The sequence below is a fragment of the Thiohalobacter sp. genome (assembly GCF_027000115.1).
Taxonomy (GTDB): domain Bacteria; phylum Pseudomonadota; class Gammaproteobacteria; order Thiohalobacterales; family Thiohalobacteraceae; genus JALTON01.
In genome coordinates, this window is sequence record NZ_JALTON010000054.1 from 1 (window position 1) to 16191 (window position 16191).

Sequence of the window (16191 nt, forward strand, 5' to 3'; positions counted from 1 at the left end):
CCACAGTGGCGGCACTTGAAGCGCCCGTCAGCAAGCTTCCAGGCCCGGGTATATCCGCATTCTGTACACCGTCTCATACACAGACCAGACTAGTCGATCTGGTCCGATTTGCTTAGGAATTACCTAATAAAAAACCCTCCCCGATTGGGGAGGGAATGCTACACCCCTCGAAGAAAAGGGTTTGAACAAGGGTCGGGGTGTCGTTGCGCGGTCGTTGAAACTCAGCCGTCGATGCAGCCCTGGGGCTCCGGCAGGCCGGCGATGCGTGAACCCTGGCGCGACGGCCCCTTGGGGAAGAGGCTGTACAGGTGGTCGCGGCTGGCCCGATCCGGACCCAGTTCCTCGGCCATGTGCTTCATCAGGATCTTCACCATGGGCGTGATGCCGTACTCGAAGTAGAAACTGCGCAGGAAATTGATCACCTGCCAGTGATCCTGGGTCAGCTCGATACCTTCCTTGCGCGCCAGATGCTCGGCCACGCGCTCGTTCCAGCACGACAGGTCCAGCAGGTTGCCGGTGGGCGTGACCTCGAAGGTCTTGCCCTCGAATTCGAAGCTGCCGACGAAGTGACCGGCGGCCTCGCCAGCGCCTGCGGAAGACACCTGGCTCCGGGCCTTCGAGTTGGCATAGGTCCGCCGTTCCAGCTCGGCGTCCAGATGCGGCACCGGGATGCCGGCGATGCGGGCGCCCTGCAGGCGCACGTCACCCGGGAACAGGCCATCCAGCACGGCGTCATCGGCCAGTCCCTCGTGCCCGGCGTCGCGCAAGGCGCGCTTGAGCAGCTTGCGCACGGGCGAGACGTTATAGGTCTGATAGTAGTTGCGCATGACATCGATCACCGCCCAGTGTTCGGCGGTCAGTTCGAGGCCCTGGGCCGCGGCCATCGCGGCGGCGACATCGCGGGACCATTCGGACAGATTTCTGAGACCGCCCTCGGGCAGCACGGCAACGGACTTGCCATTGACGTTCAGGGACCCTTCGGCGGGGAAATTGACGACAGTGGAGGTGTTTGGCATGGCGGAAAACCCTTCTCGTTCGGTGGTCTTGTGCCTGCGCCGCGCATCAATGCGCTTCGCATCCGGTCACTCGGCCCGCTTGGCCGGGCTTGCGATCCCTGCCGGGATCAGTGACCGTTACCCTTCATAGCGGTCCCGCGCGAGCGAACTTGAGGCGTGGCGGCAGCTTTTTCCCGCCGCGGTTTCTCCATGTGATAACCTTTTGTTTTCAAAGAACATCGGGGACTTACCATGAAACACCAGCAGATCCGGCTGGAATGCGGCCCGGGCGTCGCCAGGCGGCTGGTGGACCTGCTTCGGGACTACACCGAAGTCGCCTTTCCGGCACACAGCACCGACTGCGCCCAGGTAGCGCGCGAGGCCATGCTGGATGCGATTGCCAGCCTGGAATCGAGCCTGCTCGCGGAGGGCCGGGCCGAGTACAGCAAGCGGCTGCGGGCCATGTTCCGTGAGGCGGTGAAAATGCACTTCGAGCTGCATGCCGCGGAAACCGGCGAATGCTGCGAGGCCCGCACCGCCGCACTGCACGCCCTGTGCGGCGGCGAAGCGCTTGCGGATGCGGACTATGCCGCGGCCGAGACACGTGACCGCGCGGCCGGCCACAAGGCCTGAGCCAACCCCGGCGGGCCACGGACTGCTCGAATCAGGGCCGGCTGTTGCACCGGTCAAGGCGCCTGCCAGGCCGTCCATGGGGGAGGTCCTGATGCAGATTCCGGTCGCAGGTGGTAGCATCGACGCCGCTCGATACCCTGTCCGGCATGATAGCACGCCGCCAGCCTGATACCAGATGTCACGCAACCGTTGAATGTCGGAGCCACCCGTGCGACCCAGGTTCAGTCTTTCCCCCGGCGCCCATGAACGCCAGCTCATGGCACGGGCCGACAACCCCTTGTTCCCCGAAGATCGGCGCTCGGTGACCGCTGCCGACGTACTGTCCGCCCAACTGCGCGACCAGAACGAACTCAAGGCCTTCATGGAGGACTTCCAGGCGCTGGTGCAGCGAGCCGTGGAACTGGAGCCGAACGCCGACAGCGAGGTGATCCTGAAACTGAAGGAAGACCTCGACCGCGCCTACGAAACCGTGTGTGGACTGATGGGCGATCTGGACGAGATCCGGCAGGCCATCCGCAGACTGGTCACTACCATCATGTCGGCCGTGCGCAAGGGCGCGGGGAACGACGCCGCTGCCCTCGCCCGGCTCGACGACGAGGATGCCGCCCGCGCCCTGCACTACCGGCTGCTGGAACACCCGCTGGTCGCCGACCTGCTGCGCGCGGATGATCTCATCAATGCGGATGAACTGCTGCCCACCCTCCTCAGCGCCGAGCCCGACGCATTCGCAGCCGCCCTGCAACTGTTCACGCCGGAGCAGCTCGGGCAGCTCATCCAGGATGGCCACCGCCTTGTGCAAGCCGCCGGCGACTCCCGGCACCCCCGGCTGCGCGACGCCGCCGAGCGACTTGCGGAAATGGAACGTCACGCGGCGGCCCTGGCCGATGACCACACGGCCAACTGACCCGACCGGCAGCCTTGCCGCCGCCAGGGGTTTGGGCTACTTTCTGCACGCTCGGCATTACGCCGCTGCTCCAGGGGAAAGGGCATCATGAGCCGTCGCAGACGTACCGATCGGGACCGCCGTTCCGGCCAGGACCGGCGCAACCATCCGGAGGATCCGCACCACCCCTACCCCATGCGCTTCCCCGGCTGGTCGGAACAGCTGGTCCAGTATCTGACCCGCTACCTGTTCTTCTTCCTCGGTCTGCTCTACTTCAATGCCATGGAGGGCATCGAGCCGACCTGGCTGACGACAGCACAACTCAATGCCGTGTACGCCCTGTACTTCGTCGTCAACACGGCCAACTTCGTGCATGCCAGCCTGCATCATGTCAGTCTGACGCGATTCCGCTTCGCCATGTGGGTGGACATCCTGATCACCACCCTCTCGGTGCTCAACGATCCCTATGACATTCCGCCCTCGCTGCTGGTATTCATCATGGTGGTGCTGGGCAATGGCATGCGCTACGGCATGCGCCTGTTCGGAGAGGCACTGGTGGCAAGCTTTGCCGCCGTCATGCTGATCTTCAGCCTGCGCTATTCGGGCATGGGCAGCGACATCACCCCGGGCATCATTTTCATGAACCTGTTCGGCGGTATCATCCTGCTCTACGCCTATATCCTGATGGGACGCATCGAGCAGTCGCGCACCATTCTCGAACGCAAGAGCCGAATCGACACCCTGACCGGCCTCATGAACCGCCGCGCGCTGCTGGAGACCGCGGAGTCCCTGTTCGATCGCACCAACTTCGAGCACGACCGCTTCGTGGTCATGTTCGCCGATCTCGACCGCTTCAAGGAGATCAACGACACCCACGGTCATGCCGCCGGGGACCAGGTGCTGCGCCGCTTCGCCGACATCCTCACCGGTACCCTGCGCGAGACCGACCATGCGGGCCGCATGGGTGGCGACGAGTTCGTGGTGATCCTCACCGACACCTCTCTGGAAGAAGCCGTGCATGCGGCCGGCCGCATCCAGAAGGCCGTGCGCGACGGCGCCGAGGAGGCCGGGCTCGACTACAGTGTCACCATCGGCATCGGCGAGGCCCCGGCCCATGGACGCACCTTCGACCGCCTGCTCGAACACGTCGACCAGGCCCTGTATCGCGGCAAGGTGGACGATCGCGGCGGCATTCGCCTGGCCGAAGCGGACGCCGCCTGAGGCCGCCACCACATGCCCGAGCTGGCGCTGTTGCGGCATGCCAAGTCCGACTGGAGCGCCAGCCTCCCCGATCGCGAACGCTCCCTCAACGCCCGCGGCCGACGCGACGCCCGCCATATCGGCCGCTGGCTCGCGGAAACCGGCTGGATACCCGACCTGATCCTCGCCTCGCCTGCGCGACGCGTACGGGAAACGCTCGCCAACCTGCGCGCGGAAACCGGCTGGCCCGAGTCGCTCGTGCGATGGGAAGACGCCCTCTATCTCGCCCCTGAGCGCATCCTCGCCGAGCGGGTGCGCCGGCTGCCCGATGATCGCGCTCGGGTGCTGCTGACAGGCCACAACCCGGGACTGGAGCAGTTACTGCTCCGGCTCGCCGAACAGCCACCCGCGCCCCAGGACAACGGCAAGCTGTTCACCACGGCCAATCTCGCCCTCATGGAACTGCCCTGCTGGCATCGTCTGGAGCCACAGGGGGCGAGGCTGCTCGCTTTCGTGCGGCCGAAGGAGCTGGATGAGGCGTGAGGCGGAGTGTAACCCGCGGATGCAGCGCGAGCGGAATCCGGGGCATCGCCATCCTGATGCCGGCCCTGCGGGCCTGCGTCCGGGCTACGCGGACGGCGTGAGCCGCGCCTGTCCGCCCATGTAACCGCGCAACACCTCGGGCACCTCCACCGAGCCGTCGGCCTGCTGGCAGTTCTCGAGGATGGCAACCAGGGTACGCCCGACCGCCAGCCCCGAGCCGTTCAGGGTATGCAGCAGTTCCGGCTTGCCGGTTTCCGGGTTACGCCAGCGGGCCTGCATGCGCCGTGCCTGGAAATCACGGAAGTTGGAACAGGAGGAGATCTCCCGGTACTTGCCCTGCCCCGGCAGCCAGACCTCGAGATCATAGGTCCGCGCGGCGGAAAAACCGATATCGCCCGCGCAGAGGAACATCACCCTGTAGGGCAGACCCAGTTTCTGCAGGATGGCCTCGGCATGGCCGGTCAGGGCCTCCAGTGCCGCATCCGAATCTTCCGGTCGCACCATCTGTACCAGTTCGACCTTTTCGAACTGGTGCTGGCGAATCATGCCGCGGGTGTCCTTGCCATGGGATCCCGCCTCGGAACGGAAACAGGGCGTATGGCAGACATGGCGCCGCGGCAACTCGGCGGCGTCCAGGATCTCGCCCCGTGCCAGATTGGTCACGGGCACCTCGGCGGTGGGGATCAGGTAGTAGCGCGGGTCGCCGCAGGTCGCGAACAGGTCTTCCTCGAACTTGGGCAGCTGGCCGGTGCCGCGCAGGCTGTCGGCGTTGACCAGGTAGGGCACATAGACCTCGCGATAGCTGTGTTCGCGGGTGTGGGTGTCGAGCATGAACTGGATCAGTGCCCGGTGCAGGCGTGCGAGATCGCCATGCAGGACGGCAAAGCGCGCACCGGACAGCTTCGCCGCGGATTCGAAATCGAGCCCCAGCGCCGCGCCCACGTCGACATGGTCGCGCACCTCGAAGTCGAAGCCGCGCGGCTCGCCCCAGCGGCGGATCTCGACATTGTCGTCCTCGCTCTGGCCGTCCGGCACTTCGGGATCGGGCAGGTTGGGCACGGCCATCAGCAGGTCATTGAGCGTGCGCTGGCAGGTCTCCAGCAGGCCCTTGACCTCGTCGAGCTCTCGACCCAGGCCGGCGACCTCGTCCAGCAGCGGCTGGATGTTCTCGCCCGCGGCCTTGGCCTTGCCGATCGCCTTCGAGCGCCGGTTGCGCTCCGCCTGCAGGGTCTCGGTGCGCACCTGCAGCGCCTTGCGTTCCTCTTCCAGCGCACGAATGCGCCCCACATCCAGCCTGAATCCGCGCCGTGCAAGCTGCGTGGCCACGGCCTCGGGATCGTTCCGCAACAGTTTGGGATCCAGCATTGTCTCTATCCGGTTGCCAGTCCGTCCCCCGGGCCAGGCCCGTCAGGGGCGGGATTTCAAATGAAGACCTGACCGGACCAGGTGACCAGGTGGCCCGGTTCCAGGATGCCATTGAGATGGGCAATGATGCCGGACACCCGTTCCGGCGTGTCGAAGAACTCGATCACCAGCGGCAGGTCCAGCGACAGGTCGACCAGGCTCGCGGTATGCACCTTCCCCGAGGACCCGAACCCGCTGATGCCACGAAACACCGTCACGCCGCGCACCGTTTCCTCGTCGTGCAGGCGGCTGACGATTTCCCGCGCGCGCGGGTCCTCCTCGGTGAGATAGATGCGCACGAAGGTCACGCTTTCGGTCTTCATAGCTGCCTCGCCATCAGTACGCCGGCGCCCGCCGCCAGCACGCACAGCGCCACGCTGAACAGGGCATTGGCCAGCGCCCGGCCCAGTGCACCCGCTTCGATCAGGCTGACCGTTTCCATGGAAAAGGTCGAGAAGGTGGTGAAGGCGCCCAGCAGGCCGATGAGCAGAAACGCCCGCCAGCCCGGACCGGCGGCGCTGCGCTCGATCAGCCACACGAACAGCAGCCCCATCAGCAGGCTGCCGGCCACGTTCACCACCAGCGTCCCCCACGGAAAGCCGCGCCCCGCCAGCAGGTACACGGCATTCGAAACCCAGTAGCGCAAGAGGGCCCCGACGGCGCCTCCGGCGGCGATGGCCAGCCACTGGTTCACTCGCGTTTTCCGCCAGGCTCCGACATGGGCGAGCATCATACAACAGAAGTGAGGCGTGAGGCGTGAGGCGAGAAAACAGGGTAGCCGGGATGCGAGCCGGTGGCCGGAATCCGGACACCGCTACAGACGCCCGGCTTTTCCCGCCCTCCCCGTCCTTCGGGCCGCCCAGCGGGCGTTCAAGGCGCTCCGCGCTTTTTCGTTTCGCCCCAGGCTACGCGCATTCGATCTCCTCACTCCCCACGCCTCACTCCCCCCGCGCCTTCCGATCCAGCGCCCGCAGGCGCTCGAGCTTGGCGCGGATCTTCTGCTCCAGCCCGCGGTCCACCGGCTCGTAGTAACGGGTCTCGGGCATCTCCTCCGGAAAATAGCGCTCGCCGGCGGCGTAGCCCCCGGGCTCGTCGTGGGCGTAGCGGTAGCGATGACCATAGCCCAGTTCCTTCATCAATCGCGTCGGTGCGTTGCGCAGGTGCAGGGGCACCTCCAGCGAACCGTAGCGGCGGGCGTCGGCGCTGGCGGCCTTGAAGGCGCTGTACACCGCGTTGCTCTTGGGCGCGCAGGCGAGATAGACCACGGCCTGGGCCAGCGCCAGCTCGCCCTCGGGACTGCCGAGGCGCGCCTGCGCGTCCCAGGCGTCGAGACACAGCGACAGCGCGCGCGGGTCGGCGTTGCCGATGTCCTCGGAGGCCATGCGCACGATGCGGCGCGCCAGGTACAGCGGGTCGCAGCCGCCGTCCAGCATGCGCGCGAGCCAGTACAGGGCCGCATCCGGCGACGAACCGCGGACCGACTTGTGCAGCGCGGAGATCTGGTCGTAGAAGGCCTCGCCGCCCTTGTCGAAACGGCGCACGCCGCCGGCGATGACCTCGTTGACCACCGCCTCGTCGATACGCGCCCCCTGCCCCTCGGCCTCGGCCAGGTCGGCGGCGATCTCCAGGAGGTTGAGGGCGCGGCGCGCGTCGCCGTCTGCCGCCCGGGCAATACGATCGCGCAGCTCCGGGGCCAGCTCGATGCCGCGGTCGCCAAGACCCCGTTCGCGGTCTTCGAGGGCCTGGTCGATGATGGCGCGCAGCGCCCCGGCATCCAGCGCCTTGAGCACATAGGTCCGGGCACGGGACAGCAGGGCGTTGTTCAGCTCGAAGGACGGGTTCTCGGTGGTGGCACCAACGAACAGCACGGTGCCGTCCTCGACGAAGGGCAGGAAGGCATCCTGCTGCGCCTTGTTGAATCGGTGCACCTCGTCGACGAACAGGATGGTCTGGCGGCCGTCGATCTCGCGCTGGCGGCGGGCGGCATCGACCGCCGCGCGAATGTCCTTGACCCCGGCCAGCACCGCCGAGAGGGTGCGGAACTCGGCATTGGCGGTACGCGCGAACAGCCGCGCCAGCGTGGTCTTGCCGGTGCCGGGCGGACCCCAGAACACCATGGAATGCAGCCGCCCCTGCTCCAGCGCCACCCGCAGGGGCTTGCCCGGCCCGAGCAGATGCGCCTGGCCGATGAATTCATCGAGGCTGCGCGGCCGCATGCGGTCGGCCAGCGGGCGATGACGGTCGTCGTTCATGCTGCGGACTTCAGGGCGCGGGCGCACGAATCACGTCGGTACCGGGGGGCGGGTCGAAGCGGAAGCGCGCCGGGTCGAGCGGCGGATTGCGACGGGGATTGCGGAAGTGGATGCGGGTGGTCTGGCCGAAGCCGTCGCCGAGTTCCATGCCGGTGAGCATGCCGCCGGAGAAGGCCAGCAGTACCCGCCGCCAGGGGCTGTCCGGGTCACGCGCGGCCAGCACCACCAGCTCGCCGCCATCGATCTCTTCACGCTGTACCACCTCGAACAGCGCGCCCACGGGCCGGTCGCTGGCCAGCAGCACTGCCGGCGTCCCGGCCAGCGCGGCCTGCTGGTCGGCGGCAGTGGCCTGCTCCAGGTCGGCATCGTAGCTCCACAGCGTCTGGCCGTCGCCTAGCAACAGCTGGCGGTAGGGACGGACATAGTCCCAGCGGAACCGGTCAGGGCGCAGGATGGCCACCTCGCCGGCGGACTGCTGGATGGTCTGGTCCTGGGCATCGATGACGGTCTGCTCGAAATCGGCAGTGAAGCCGGTTAGCCCGTCGAAGAAGCGTTCGAACTGGCCGCCCCAGGACAGGGCCGGGAACAGCAGCGAAAGCAGCAGGAGAAAACGCGGCATGGATCAGTCCTCGGGCGGGGGCGGCGCCAGCACCTCGCGGCTGCCGTTGGCCTGCAGCGGCCCGACGATGCCCGCGGCCTCCATGGCCTCGATCATGCGCGCGGCGCGGTTGTAGCCGATCTTGAGCCGGCGCTGGACGCCAGAGATGGAGGCGCGGCGCGACTCGGTGACGATGCGCACAGCCTCGTCGTAGAGCGGATCGCTTTCGCTGTCCTCGCCGCCCGCCGGGACCTCGCCCGGCAGCGCGCCGCCCGGAATGTCCGCCTCCAGGATTTCGTCGAGATAGTCCGGCTCGCCGCTGCGCTTGAGGTGGTTCACCACCCGATGCACTTCCTGGTCGGCGACGAAGGCGCCGTGCACGCGCACGGGCAGGCCGGTACCGGGCGGGAGGTAGAGCATGTCGCCGTGACCCAGCAACTGTTCGGCGCCGGTCTGGTCGAGGATGGTCCGCGAATCCACCTTGGATGACACCTGGAAGGCGATACGGGTGGGGATGTTGGCCTTGATCAGGCCGGTGATGACATCGACCGAGGGCCGCTGGGTGGCGAGGATGAGATGGATGCCGGAGGCGCGCGCCTTCTGCGCCAGCCTCGCGATCAGTTCCTCGACCTTCTTGCCCACCACCATCATCAGGTCGGCCAGCTCGTCGACGATGACCACGATGTAGGGCAGCGCGTCCAGGGTCGGCGGCTCCGGGTTCTCCTCCACGTGTTCGTCGGGATTGAACAGCGGGTCGGGGATGGGCTCGCCGGCGTCGATGGCCTCCTTCACCTTGCGGTTGAAGTTGGCGATGTTGCGCACGCCCAGCGCGGCCATCAGCTTGTAGCGGCGTTCCATCTCCGCCACACACCAGCGCAGGGCGTTGGCCGCCTCCTTCATGTCGGTGACCACCGGCGTCAGCAGGTGCGGGATGCCCTCGTAGATGGACAGCTCCAGCATCTTGGGATCGATCATGATCAGCCGCACGTCGCGCGGCAGCGCCTTGTACAGCAGGCTGAGGATCATGGCATTGATGGCCACCGACTTGCCCGAGCCGGTGGTGCCCGCGACCAGCAGGTGCGGCATGCGCCCCAGATCGGCGACGATGGGGTGACCGCCGATGTCCTTGCCCAGCGCCAGGGTGAGCGGCGAGCTGCTGGCCTCGTATTCCTGGGAGCGGATGATCTCGGACAGGGCGACGATCTCGCGGTGCTCGTTGGGGATCTCCAGCCCCATCACCGTGGTGCCCGGAATCACCTCCACCACGCGCACGCTGACCGCGGAGAGGGCGCGCGCCAGGTCCTTGGCCAGGTTGCTGATCTGGCTCACCTTCACGCCCGGCCCCGGCTGCAGCTCGAAGCGGGTGATGACCGGACCGGGTCGCACGGCCACCACTTCGACCTCGATGCCGAAGTCGGCCAGCTTCATCTCCACCAGCCGCGACATGGCCTCCAGCGCTTCTTCCGAATAACCCGTCTCGCCCGGCCGCGGCTCGTCGAGCAGCGCCAGCGGCGGCCGCTCGGTATCGGGTGGCGGATCGAACAGCGGCACCTGGCGCTCCTTCTCCACCCGCTCGCTGGGCTTGACCTTGGGCACCAGCGGCTCGATCTTCGGCGGCTTGCGCTTCTCCACCTTCTGTTTCTCGACCTTGACCACCTCCTCGCGCGCCTTGCGCGCCCGATGGCCGGCAATGGCATCGCGCAGCTGCGCCCAACCGGTACGCAGGCGCTCGATGGCGACCAGCGTCCAGTGGCCGGTGTGGTCCATGACCGCCAGCCAGGACAGGCCGGTGAACAGGGTGATGCCGGCCAGGAACAGGGCCAGCAGGAAGAGGGTCGCACCGAGGAAGCTGAAGGGCCCGGCCAGCCCCTCCCCGACTAGGTCGCCGAGGATGCCCCCGGCGCTGAGGGGCAGGGTACCGGGGGCGATGCGGAAGTGCAGGCTGGCCAGGCCGCAGCCCGCCGCCACGGTCACCAGGAAGCCCGCCCAGCGCAGCGCCAGGGTGCGGTAGTCGATGTCCCCGGCCTCGGTGCGACCGCGGAAGATCAGCCAGCCCGAGTAGCCCACCATCACGGGAAACAGGTAGGCCATGTAGCCGATCAGGTACAGGGCCACGTCGGCGAACCAGGCACCGGCGCGGCCGCCGAGATTGGCGATCTCGCCGCGCGGCCCGCTGTAGGACCAGCCGGGATCGGCGGGACTGTAGCTCAGCAGGGAGACGAACAGATACAGCGCCACCGCGCCGAGCACGATCAGCGCACCCTCGCGCGCCCCGCGACTGACATGGTGGGTGAGCGGTGTCCGGCCCCGCTGTTTTCGACGTGCCTGTGCCAAGGAATCCTTCGCTTTATAGCGTTTGTCAGGAATGTCTCGTAACTATATAGCTAATATTAAATTCTATCTACATCATCCGCCTCACGACTCCCCCACCGCCGCCCGCACCGCAGGGTGGACGATGGCACCCCCGCGCACGTTGACGCCCGCCGCCAGCGGACCGGGGCGGTCGATGACGGCAGGATCGGCGGCCAGGGCACGGGCATGGGGAATGAGTGCCGCGGAGAGCGCCTGCGAGGCGCTGCGCGGCACCGCGCCCGGCATGTTGGTGACCGCGAAGTGCACCACGCCGGCCTCGACATAGGTGGGATCGGCATAGGTGGTCGGCCGGGTGGTCTCGATGCAGCCGCCCTGGTCCACCGAGATGTCTACCACCACGCTGCCCGGGGCCATGGATTCGATGTCGGCACGGCCGACCAGGTGCGGCGCCCGCGCGCCCGGGATGAGCACGGCACCCACCAGCAGGTCGGCCTGGGCCACGGCCCGTATCAGCGCGTCCCGGTAGGGGTAGAGCGCGGTGACGTTGGGGCCGAGCGCCCGCATCCGTTCGAGGCGGTCGCGGCGACGGTCGAACACCGTGACCTCGGCGCCCATAGCCGCCGCCATGGCCGCGGCATTGCCACCCGCATTGCCCGCACCGATCACCGTCACCCGCCCCCGCTCGGCGGCGGGCAGGCCACCCAGCAGCAGGCCCTTGCCGGCGTGGGGACGTTGCAGCAGGTTGGCGCCGATCTGGATCGACAGCCGGCCGGCCACGTCGCTCATGGGCGCCAGCAGCGGCAGGCCGCCGCTCTCGTCGGTGACCGTCTCGAAAGCGATGGCGGTCAGGCCGATGCGCGCGAGCTCGCGGGCAAGTTCCGGGTTGGCGGCGAGATGCAGATAGCAGAACAGGATGTGGTCGGAGCGCAGGTGGGCGAGGTCGCCGGCAACGGGTTCCTTGACCTTGACAATGAGTTCGGCCGCCGCGTACAGGGCCGCCGCATCGGGCGCGATCCTTGCCCCGACCTCCGCATAGGCGGCGTCCGGGTAGCCGGAACCCTCGCCCGCACCCTGCTCCAGCCACACCTCGTGACCATCGGCGATCAGGTCAGCGCAGGCATCCGGCACCAGCCCGACCCGGTATTCCAGTGTCTTGATCTCGCGCGGCACCCCGATGCGCATGGCGGCTCCTTTACCCCCGGCGGCAACTTCCTTACCATTGGCGGGCCGATCGCCGGCCGCCCCGCAAGCCCTCGGAGCGCCGCGAAACGTCCTTCCAACCCATTGAACATGAAAGGTTTCTGCGGATATCCGCAGGCATCTTTCGCGTCGGAGCCATTATACACATGAGCGATGCCAAGCACTGCCGCCTGCTGATTCTCGGATCCGGGCCGGCGGGTTACACCGCCGCCATCTACGCCGCGCGCGCCAATCTGAATCCGGTGCTGGTCACCGGTCTCGAGCAGGGCGGCCAGCTGATGACCACCACCGAGGTCGAGAACTGGCCCGGTGGCCCGGCGGACCTGCAGGGCCCCCAGCTCATGGAACAGATGCGCGAGCACGCGGAGCGCTTCGGCGTGGAGATGGTCTTCGACCACATCAACCAGACCGACCTGAAGACGCGCCCCTTCAGGCTCACCGGCGATTCCGGCACCTACACCTGCGACGCCCTGATCATCTGCACCGGCGCCTCGGCACGCTATCTCGGCCTGCCCTCGGAGGAGGCCTACAAGGGGCGCGGCGTGTCCGCCTGCGCCACCTGCGACGGCTTCTTCTACCGCGACAAGCCGGTGGCCGTCATCGGCGGCGGCAACACCGCGGTCGAGGAGGCCCTGTACCTGGCCAACATCGCCTCCCATGTCACCCTCGTCCACCGCCGCGGCAAGCTGCGCGCGGAAAAGATCCTGCAGGACCGCCTGTTCAAGCGCGAGCAGGAAGGCAAGGTCACCATCGAGTGGGATCACGTCCTCGACGAGGTGCTGGGCGACGACGCCGGCGTCACCGGCATCCGCATCCGGCACGTCAGGAGCGATGAGACCAAGGACATCGACGTGCACGGCGTATTCATCGCCATCGGCCATTCGCCCAACACCGCCATCTTCGAGGGCCAGCTCGACATGGATCACGGTTACATCAAGGTGAAGAGCGGCACCGAGGGCAATGCCACCGAGACCAGCGTGCCGGGCGTGTTCGCCGCCGGCGACGTGATGGATCATGTCTACCGCCAGGCCATCACCTCCGCCGGCACCGGCTGCATGGCCGCCCTGGATGCGGAGCGTTACCTGGACGCACTCGCCGAACAGGGCGACTGAGCCGCGCCGGCGGCAGTCCCTGCCATGCAGCTCAGGGTGCTGGAGGCGATCGACGCGGTCGATGCCGCCGCATGGGATCGACTCGCCGCCCCCGCCACGCCCTTCCTCGGCCACGGCTTCCTGGCCGCACTGGAACACAGCGGCGCGGTCGGCCCGCAGTTCGGCTGGCTGCCGCGGCATCTGGTGCTCGAGAACGGCGGGGAGCTGCTGGGCGCCATGCCGCTTTACCTCAAGGACAACTCCTACGGCGAGTTCGTGTTCGACTGGGCCTGGGCGGAGGCCTTCGAGAAGGCCGGCGGACGCTACTATCCCAAGGCCGTCTGCTCGGTACCCTATACGCCCGCCACCGGACCGAGGCTGCTGGTGGCACCGGAGGCCGACCCCACTCTCGTGCGCCAGAACCTGATTCGCGGGGCCATCGAGCTGGCCCGCGAACTCGGCCTTTCCTCCGTACACTGGCTGTTCCCGGATGTCACCGACACCGATGCGCTGGAGGCCGAGGGCCTGCTGCTGCGGCTGGGCGTGCAGTTCCACTGGACCAACGCCGGCTACGCGAACTTCGACGATTTCCTTGCCACGCTGTCGGCGAAGAAGCGCAAGAACATCCGCCAGACCCGGCGCCGCGTGTTCGCGGCCGGCTTCCGCTTCCGCGTCGTTCATGGCGACGAGGCCAGCGAACAGGACCTGCAACTCGCCACCGACTTCTATACCGAGACCTTCGATCGCAAGTGGGGCACGGCCACGCTCAACCTCGCCTTCTTTCGCGAAGTCGCCCGCAACCTGGGCCGCGGGCTGGTGCTCATCTTCGCCGAGCATTCGGGCCGCACGGTTGCGGGCGCCATCCTGTTTCGCAACGAGCGCGCCCTCTATGGCCGGCACTGGGGCACCCAGGTCGAGGCCGACGGCCTGCACTTCGAGACCTGTTATCACCAGGGCATCGAGTACGCCATCCGCGAGGGGCTGGCGCTGTTCGAGCCGGGTGCGCAGGGCGAGCACAAGATCAGCCGCGGCTTTCTGCCCACGCCCACCTGGTCCGCCCACTGGCTCGCGGACAGGGCCTTTCGCAACGCGGTGGCGGACTTCCTGCAACGGGAACAGCGTGCGGTGGCCGACTACTGGCGCACGCTGAACGAGCACCTGCCCTACCGCGCCGACGCCCTGCCCCCGCCGCCCGCCCATGTACGGCCGGTCGAAAGCTGACGCCATGCTCAGCGGACAGGCCCCCTTCTGGCTCGACCCGCGGGATCCGGATGCGCCCTTCCCGCCGGTCGCCCTGGCCCTGCGCGATCCGGACGGGCTGCTGGCGGTGGGCGGCGACCTGTCGCCCCGGCGGCTGATCAATGCCTATCGGCAGGGCATCTTTCCCTGGTACAGCGAGGGCCAGCCCATTCTGTGGTGGAGTCCGGACCCGCGCATGGTGCTGGAACCGTCCCGACTCCAGCTCTCGCGCAGCCTGCGCAAGACCCTGCGCCGCGCACCCTACCGGATAACCTTCGATCGGGACTTCGCCGGCGTCATCGACGGCTGTGCCGCCCCGCGCCGCGACGGCGAAGGTACCTGGATCACGCCCGAGATGCGCGCCGCCTACCTGCGACTGCACGAACTGGGCTACGCCCACTCCGCCGAGGCCTGGGCGGGCGAGGACCTGGTCGGCGGACTCTATGGCGTCGCCATCGGCCGCATGTTCTTCGGCGAGTCCATGTTTGCCCGCGCCACCGATGCCTCCAAGATCGCCTTCGTGCATCTGGTCCGGCAACTCGAGGCCTGGGACTTCGGCCTGATCGACTGCCAGGTGGAAACCGGCCACCTGGCCCGTTTCGGTGCCGTTACGCTGCCCCGCGCCGAGTTCATCAGGCGCATGCAGCCGCTGCTCGCCCAGCCGCCGGTTCCCGCGCCCTGGACACCGATGCTCGGCCGCTCTGCGGACCCGGCATAGCGCGGATGGGCGCGCACCATGGGATTGCTACAATATCAACAGCCTGCCGGCCTCGGAGCGATCCATGAACGCACCCCGCACCATCACCCTGTTCCGCAGCCCGGCACGGCCATGCAGCTACCTGCCCGGCCGCGAGGCGGTCAACGAATGGGCGGACCCGGCGGCGGTCGATGCCCGTGTCTATGACCGCCTGATCGAGCTCGGCTTTCGCCGCAGCGGCAGCCACGTCTACCGGCCGGGCTGTTCCGACTGTGCCCGCTGTATCTCGATGCGCGTGGACGTGCAGCGATTCCGTCCCGCACGCCGCGACCGGCGCTGCCTGAACGCCAACGCCGACCTGTCCCTGCACTGGGCCGAACCCGGGTATTCGGCAGCCCACTTCGCGCTTTACCGCCGCTACCTCGCCGCCCGCCATCCGCACGGCGGCATGGACAACCCCACGCCGGAGGGCTTCCGCCAGTTTCTCATCGGCGACTGGAGCCGCACCCGTTTCCTGGAAATGCGCCGTGACGGAAAACTGCTGGCGGTGGCGGTCACCGACGAGGTCCGCGACGGCCTTTCGGCGGTCTACAGCTTCTTCGATCCCGACGAGTCCCGGCGGGGATTGGGCAACTTCGCTGTGCTGAGCCAGATCCGATTAGCGTGCGAAGCCGGCCTGCGCTGGCTGTACCTCGGCTACTGGATTGAATCATCGAGCAAAATGGCCTACAAGGGGCGATTCCGTCCGGCCGAGGGTTTCATCGAGGGCCACTGGCGGCCGCTGCCCTGAACCGGTTGGCACGAAACGTGGTTCCCCTTTGGGTCACAGGGTCGGACGGACCCGAGGAGACCCCCATGCTGAGCGCCATCTTCCGCCTCGCCGAGGACTTCGAGCGCAGTCACGCCGTGCGCCCCAATCTGCTCTACCTGCATCCCCGGCACCTGCGCGCCCTGCGCACCCACTTCGCCGGCCCCGACGCTGCCGCCGAGATCGTCGGCTGGCTGCGCATGGACCTGGTGGTGGACAGCGCAGTGATCCATCCGCACGTGGCCTGGTCACCGCTGATCGAACGCGAGGCGGGCTGAAAAAGCGGATTCCGCTCGCCGACCCGAGCCGGTATAATGCGCGCTCCCTCAAGCGCT

Annotated in this window: 17 protein-coding genes; 9 read left to right on the plus strand and 8 right to left on the minus strand. The window is 67.7% G+C overall.

Annotated features, from left to right (window positions below; all coding sequences use genetic code 11):
• Positions 1–221: 221 nt before the first annotated feature.
• Positions 222–1016, minus strand: coding sequence for a TusE/DsrC/DsvC family sulfur relay protein (locus MVF76_RS10535; RefSeq protein ID WP_297528889.1), 795 nt, complete (start codon positions 1014–1016; stop codon positions 222–224).
• Between the two features lie 231 nt (positions 1017–1247).
• Here MVF76_RS10535 and MVF76_RS10540 point away from each other — a divergent pair, with 231 nt between their 5' ends.
• From MVF76_RS10540 to MVF76_RS10555, 4 genes are all read left to right on the plus strand, one after another.
• The gene (locus MVF76_RS10540; protein WP_297528891.1) at positions 1248–1628 is read left to right on the plus strand and encodes a hypothetical protein; all 381 of its coding nucleotides are present in this window, start codon (positions 1248–1250) and stop codon (positions 1626–1628) included.
• Positions 1629–1836: 208 nt separating this feature from the next.
• On the plus strand, positions 1837–2532 hold the full coding sequence (locus MVF76_RS10545) for a hypothetical protein (RefSeq protein ID WP_297528893.1): 696 nt from the start codon (positions 1837–1839) through the stop codon (positions 2530–2532).
• Positions 2533–2619: 87 nt separating this feature from the next.
• The gene (locus MVF76_RS10550; protein ID WP_297528895.1) at positions 2620–3732 is read left to right on the plus strand and encodes a GGDEF domain-containing protein; all 1113 of its coding nucleotides are present in this window, start codon (positions 2620–2622) and stop codon (positions 3730–3732) included.
• Positions 3733–3744: 12 nt separating this feature from the next.
• Positions 3745–4254 (plus strand): SixA phosphatase family protein, encoded by a 510-nt coding sequence (locus MVF76_RS10555; RefSeq protein ID WP_297528897.1) that lies wholly within the window; start codon positions 3745–3747, stop codon positions 4252–4254.
• A gap of 84 nt (positions 4255–4338) precedes the next feature.
• On the opposite strand, the gene serS is transcribed toward MVF76_RS10555, so the two are convergent.
• From serS to ald, 7 genes are all read right to left on the minus strand, one after another.
• On the minus strand, positions 4339–5619 hold the full coding sequence (gene serS / locus MVF76_RS10560; protein WP_297528899.1) for a serine--tRNA ligase: 1281 nt from the start codon (positions 5617–5619) through the stop codon (positions 4339–4341).
• Between the two features lie 56 nt (positions 5620–5675).
• Entirely contained in the window at positions 5676–5981 is a 306-nt protein-coding gene (locus MVF76_RS10565) for a DUF190 domain-containing protein (RefSeq protein WP_297528901.1), read from the minus strand.
• Positions 5978–6352 carry a fluoride efflux transporter CrcB gene (gene crcB / locus MVF76_RS10570; RefSeq protein ID WP_297528903.1) on the minus strand — a complete coding sequence of 125 codons (375 nt, stop codon included), beginning with the start codon at positions 6350–6352 and terminating at the stop codon, positions 5978–5980. The genes MVF76_RS10565 and crcB overlap by 4 nt, the downstream gene beginning before the upstream one ends.
• A gap of 244 nt (positions 6353–6596) precedes the next feature.
• Complete coding sequence (locus MVF76_RS10575) at positions 6597–7910, minus strand: replication-associated recombination protein A (RefSeq protein ID WP_297528905.1); 1314 nt, start codon at positions 7908–7910, stop codon at positions 6597–6599.
• 10 nt (positions 7911–7920) lie between these two features.
• On the minus strand, positions 7921–8529 hold the full coding sequence (lolA, locus tag MVF76_RS10580) for an outer membrane lipoprotein chaperone LolA (RefSeq protein WP_297528907.1): 609 nt from the start codon (positions 8527–8529) through the stop codon (positions 7921–7923).
• A 3-nt stretch (positions 8530–8532) separates the two neighbouring features.
• The gene (locus MVF76_RS10585; RefSeq protein ID WP_297528909.1) at positions 8533–10842 is read right to left on the minus strand and encodes a DNA translocase FtsK; all 2310 of its coding nucleotides are present in this window, start codon (positions 10840–10842) and stop codon (positions 8533–8535) included.
• An 81-nt stretch (positions 10843–10923) separates the two neighbouring features.
• Positions 10924–12003: an alanine dehydrogenase gene (gene ald / locus MVF76_RS10590; RefSeq protein WP_297528911.1), complete on the minus strand. Its 1080-nt coding sequence runs from the start codon at positions 12001–12003 to the stop codon at positions 10924–10926.
• A gap of 164 nt (positions 12004–12167) precedes the next feature.
• Between ald and trxB the strand changes: the two genes are divergently transcribed.
• From trxB to MVF76_RS10615, 5 genes are all read left to right on the plus strand, one after another.
• The gene (gene trxB / locus MVF76_RS10595; protein ID WP_297528913.1) at positions 12168–13133 is read left to right on the plus strand and encodes a thioredoxin-disulfide reductase; all 966 of its coding nucleotides are present in this window, start codon (positions 12168–12170) and stop codon (positions 13131–13133) included.
• Between the two features lie 24 nt (positions 13134–13157).
• Positions 13158–14333, plus strand: a complete 1176-nt coding sequence (locus tag MVF76_RS10600) for a GNAT family N-acetyltransferase (RefSeq protein WP_297528914.1) — start codon at positions 13158–13160, stop codon at positions 14331–14333.
• Between the two features lie 4 nt (positions 14334–14337).
• Positions 14338–15069: a leucyl/phenylalanyl-tRNA--protein transferase gene (gene aat, locus MVF76_RS10605; protein WP_317622962.1), complete on the plus strand. Its 732-nt coding sequence runs from the start codon at positions 14338–14340 to the stop codon at positions 15067–15069.
• A gap of 64 nt (positions 15070–15133) precedes the next feature.
• Positions 15134–15838, plus strand: coding sequence for an arginyltransferase (locus MVF76_RS10610; RefSeq protein ID WP_297528916.1), 705 nt, complete (start codon positions 15134–15136; stop codon positions 15836–15838).
• A gap of 65 nt (positions 15839–15903) precedes the next feature.
• Complete coding sequence (locus MVF76_RS10615; RefSeq protein WP_297528918.1) at positions 15904–16134, plus strand: hypothetical protein; 231 nt, start codon at positions 15904–15906, stop codon at positions 16132–16134.
• Positions 16135–16191: the final 57 nt, after the last annotated feature.

Coding starts and splice junctions, on each gene's coding strand:
- ald (WP_297528911.1), bottom strand. CDS start 12,003: ATGCGCATCGGGGTGCCGCGCGAGATCAAGACACTGGAATACCGGGTC.
- MVF76_RS10540 (WP_297528891.1), top strand. CDS start 1,248: ATGAAACACCAGCAGATCCGGCTGGAATGCGGCCCGGGCGTCGCCAGG.
- MVF76_RS10600 (WP_297528914.1), top strand. CDS start 13,158: ATGCAGCTCAGGGTGCTGGAGGCGATCGACGCGGTCGATGCCGCCGCA.
- MVF76_RS10615 (WP_297528918.1), top strand. CDS start 15,904: ATGCTGAGCGCCATCTTCCGCCTCGCCGAGGACTTCGAGCGCAGTCAC.
- MVF76_RS10565 (WP_297528901.1), bottom strand. CDS start 5,981: ATGAAGACCGAAAGCGTGACCTTCGTGCGCATCTATCTCACCGAGGAG.
- MVF76_RS10550 (WP_297528895.1), top strand. CDS start 2,620: ATGAGCCGTCGCAGACGTACCGATCGGGACCGCCGTTCCGGCCAGGAC.
- lolA (WP_297528907.1), bottom strand. CDS start 8,529: ATGCCGCGTTTTCTCCTGCTGCTTTCGCTGCTGTTCCCGGCCCTGTCC.
- trxB (WP_297528913.1), top strand. CDS start 12,168: ATGAGCGATGCCAAGCACTGCCGCCTGCTGATTCTCGGATCCGGGCCG.
- MVF76_RS10535 (WP_297528889.1), bottom strand. CDS start 1,016: ATGCCAAACACCTCCACTGTCGTCAATTTCCCCGCCGAAGGGTCCCTG.
- MVF76_RS10575 (WP_297528905.1), bottom strand. CDS start 7,910: ATGAACGACGACCGTCATCGCCCGCTGGCCGACCGCATGCGGCCGCGC.
- MVF76_RS10555 (WP_297528897.1), top strand. CDS start 3,745: ATGCCCGAGCTGGCGCTGTTGCGGCATGCCAAGTCCGACTGGAGCGCC.
- aat (WP_317622962.1), top strand. CDS start 14,338: ATGCTCAGCGGACAGGCCCCCTTCTGGCTCGACCCGCGGGATCCGGAT.
- serS (WP_297528899.1), bottom strand. CDS start 5,619: ATGCTGGATCCCAAACTGTTGCGGAACGATCCCGAGGCCGTGGCCACG.
- MVF76_RS10610 (WP_297528916.1), top strand. CDS start 15,134: ATGAACGCACCCCGCACCATCACCCTGTTCCGCAGCCCGGCACGGCCA.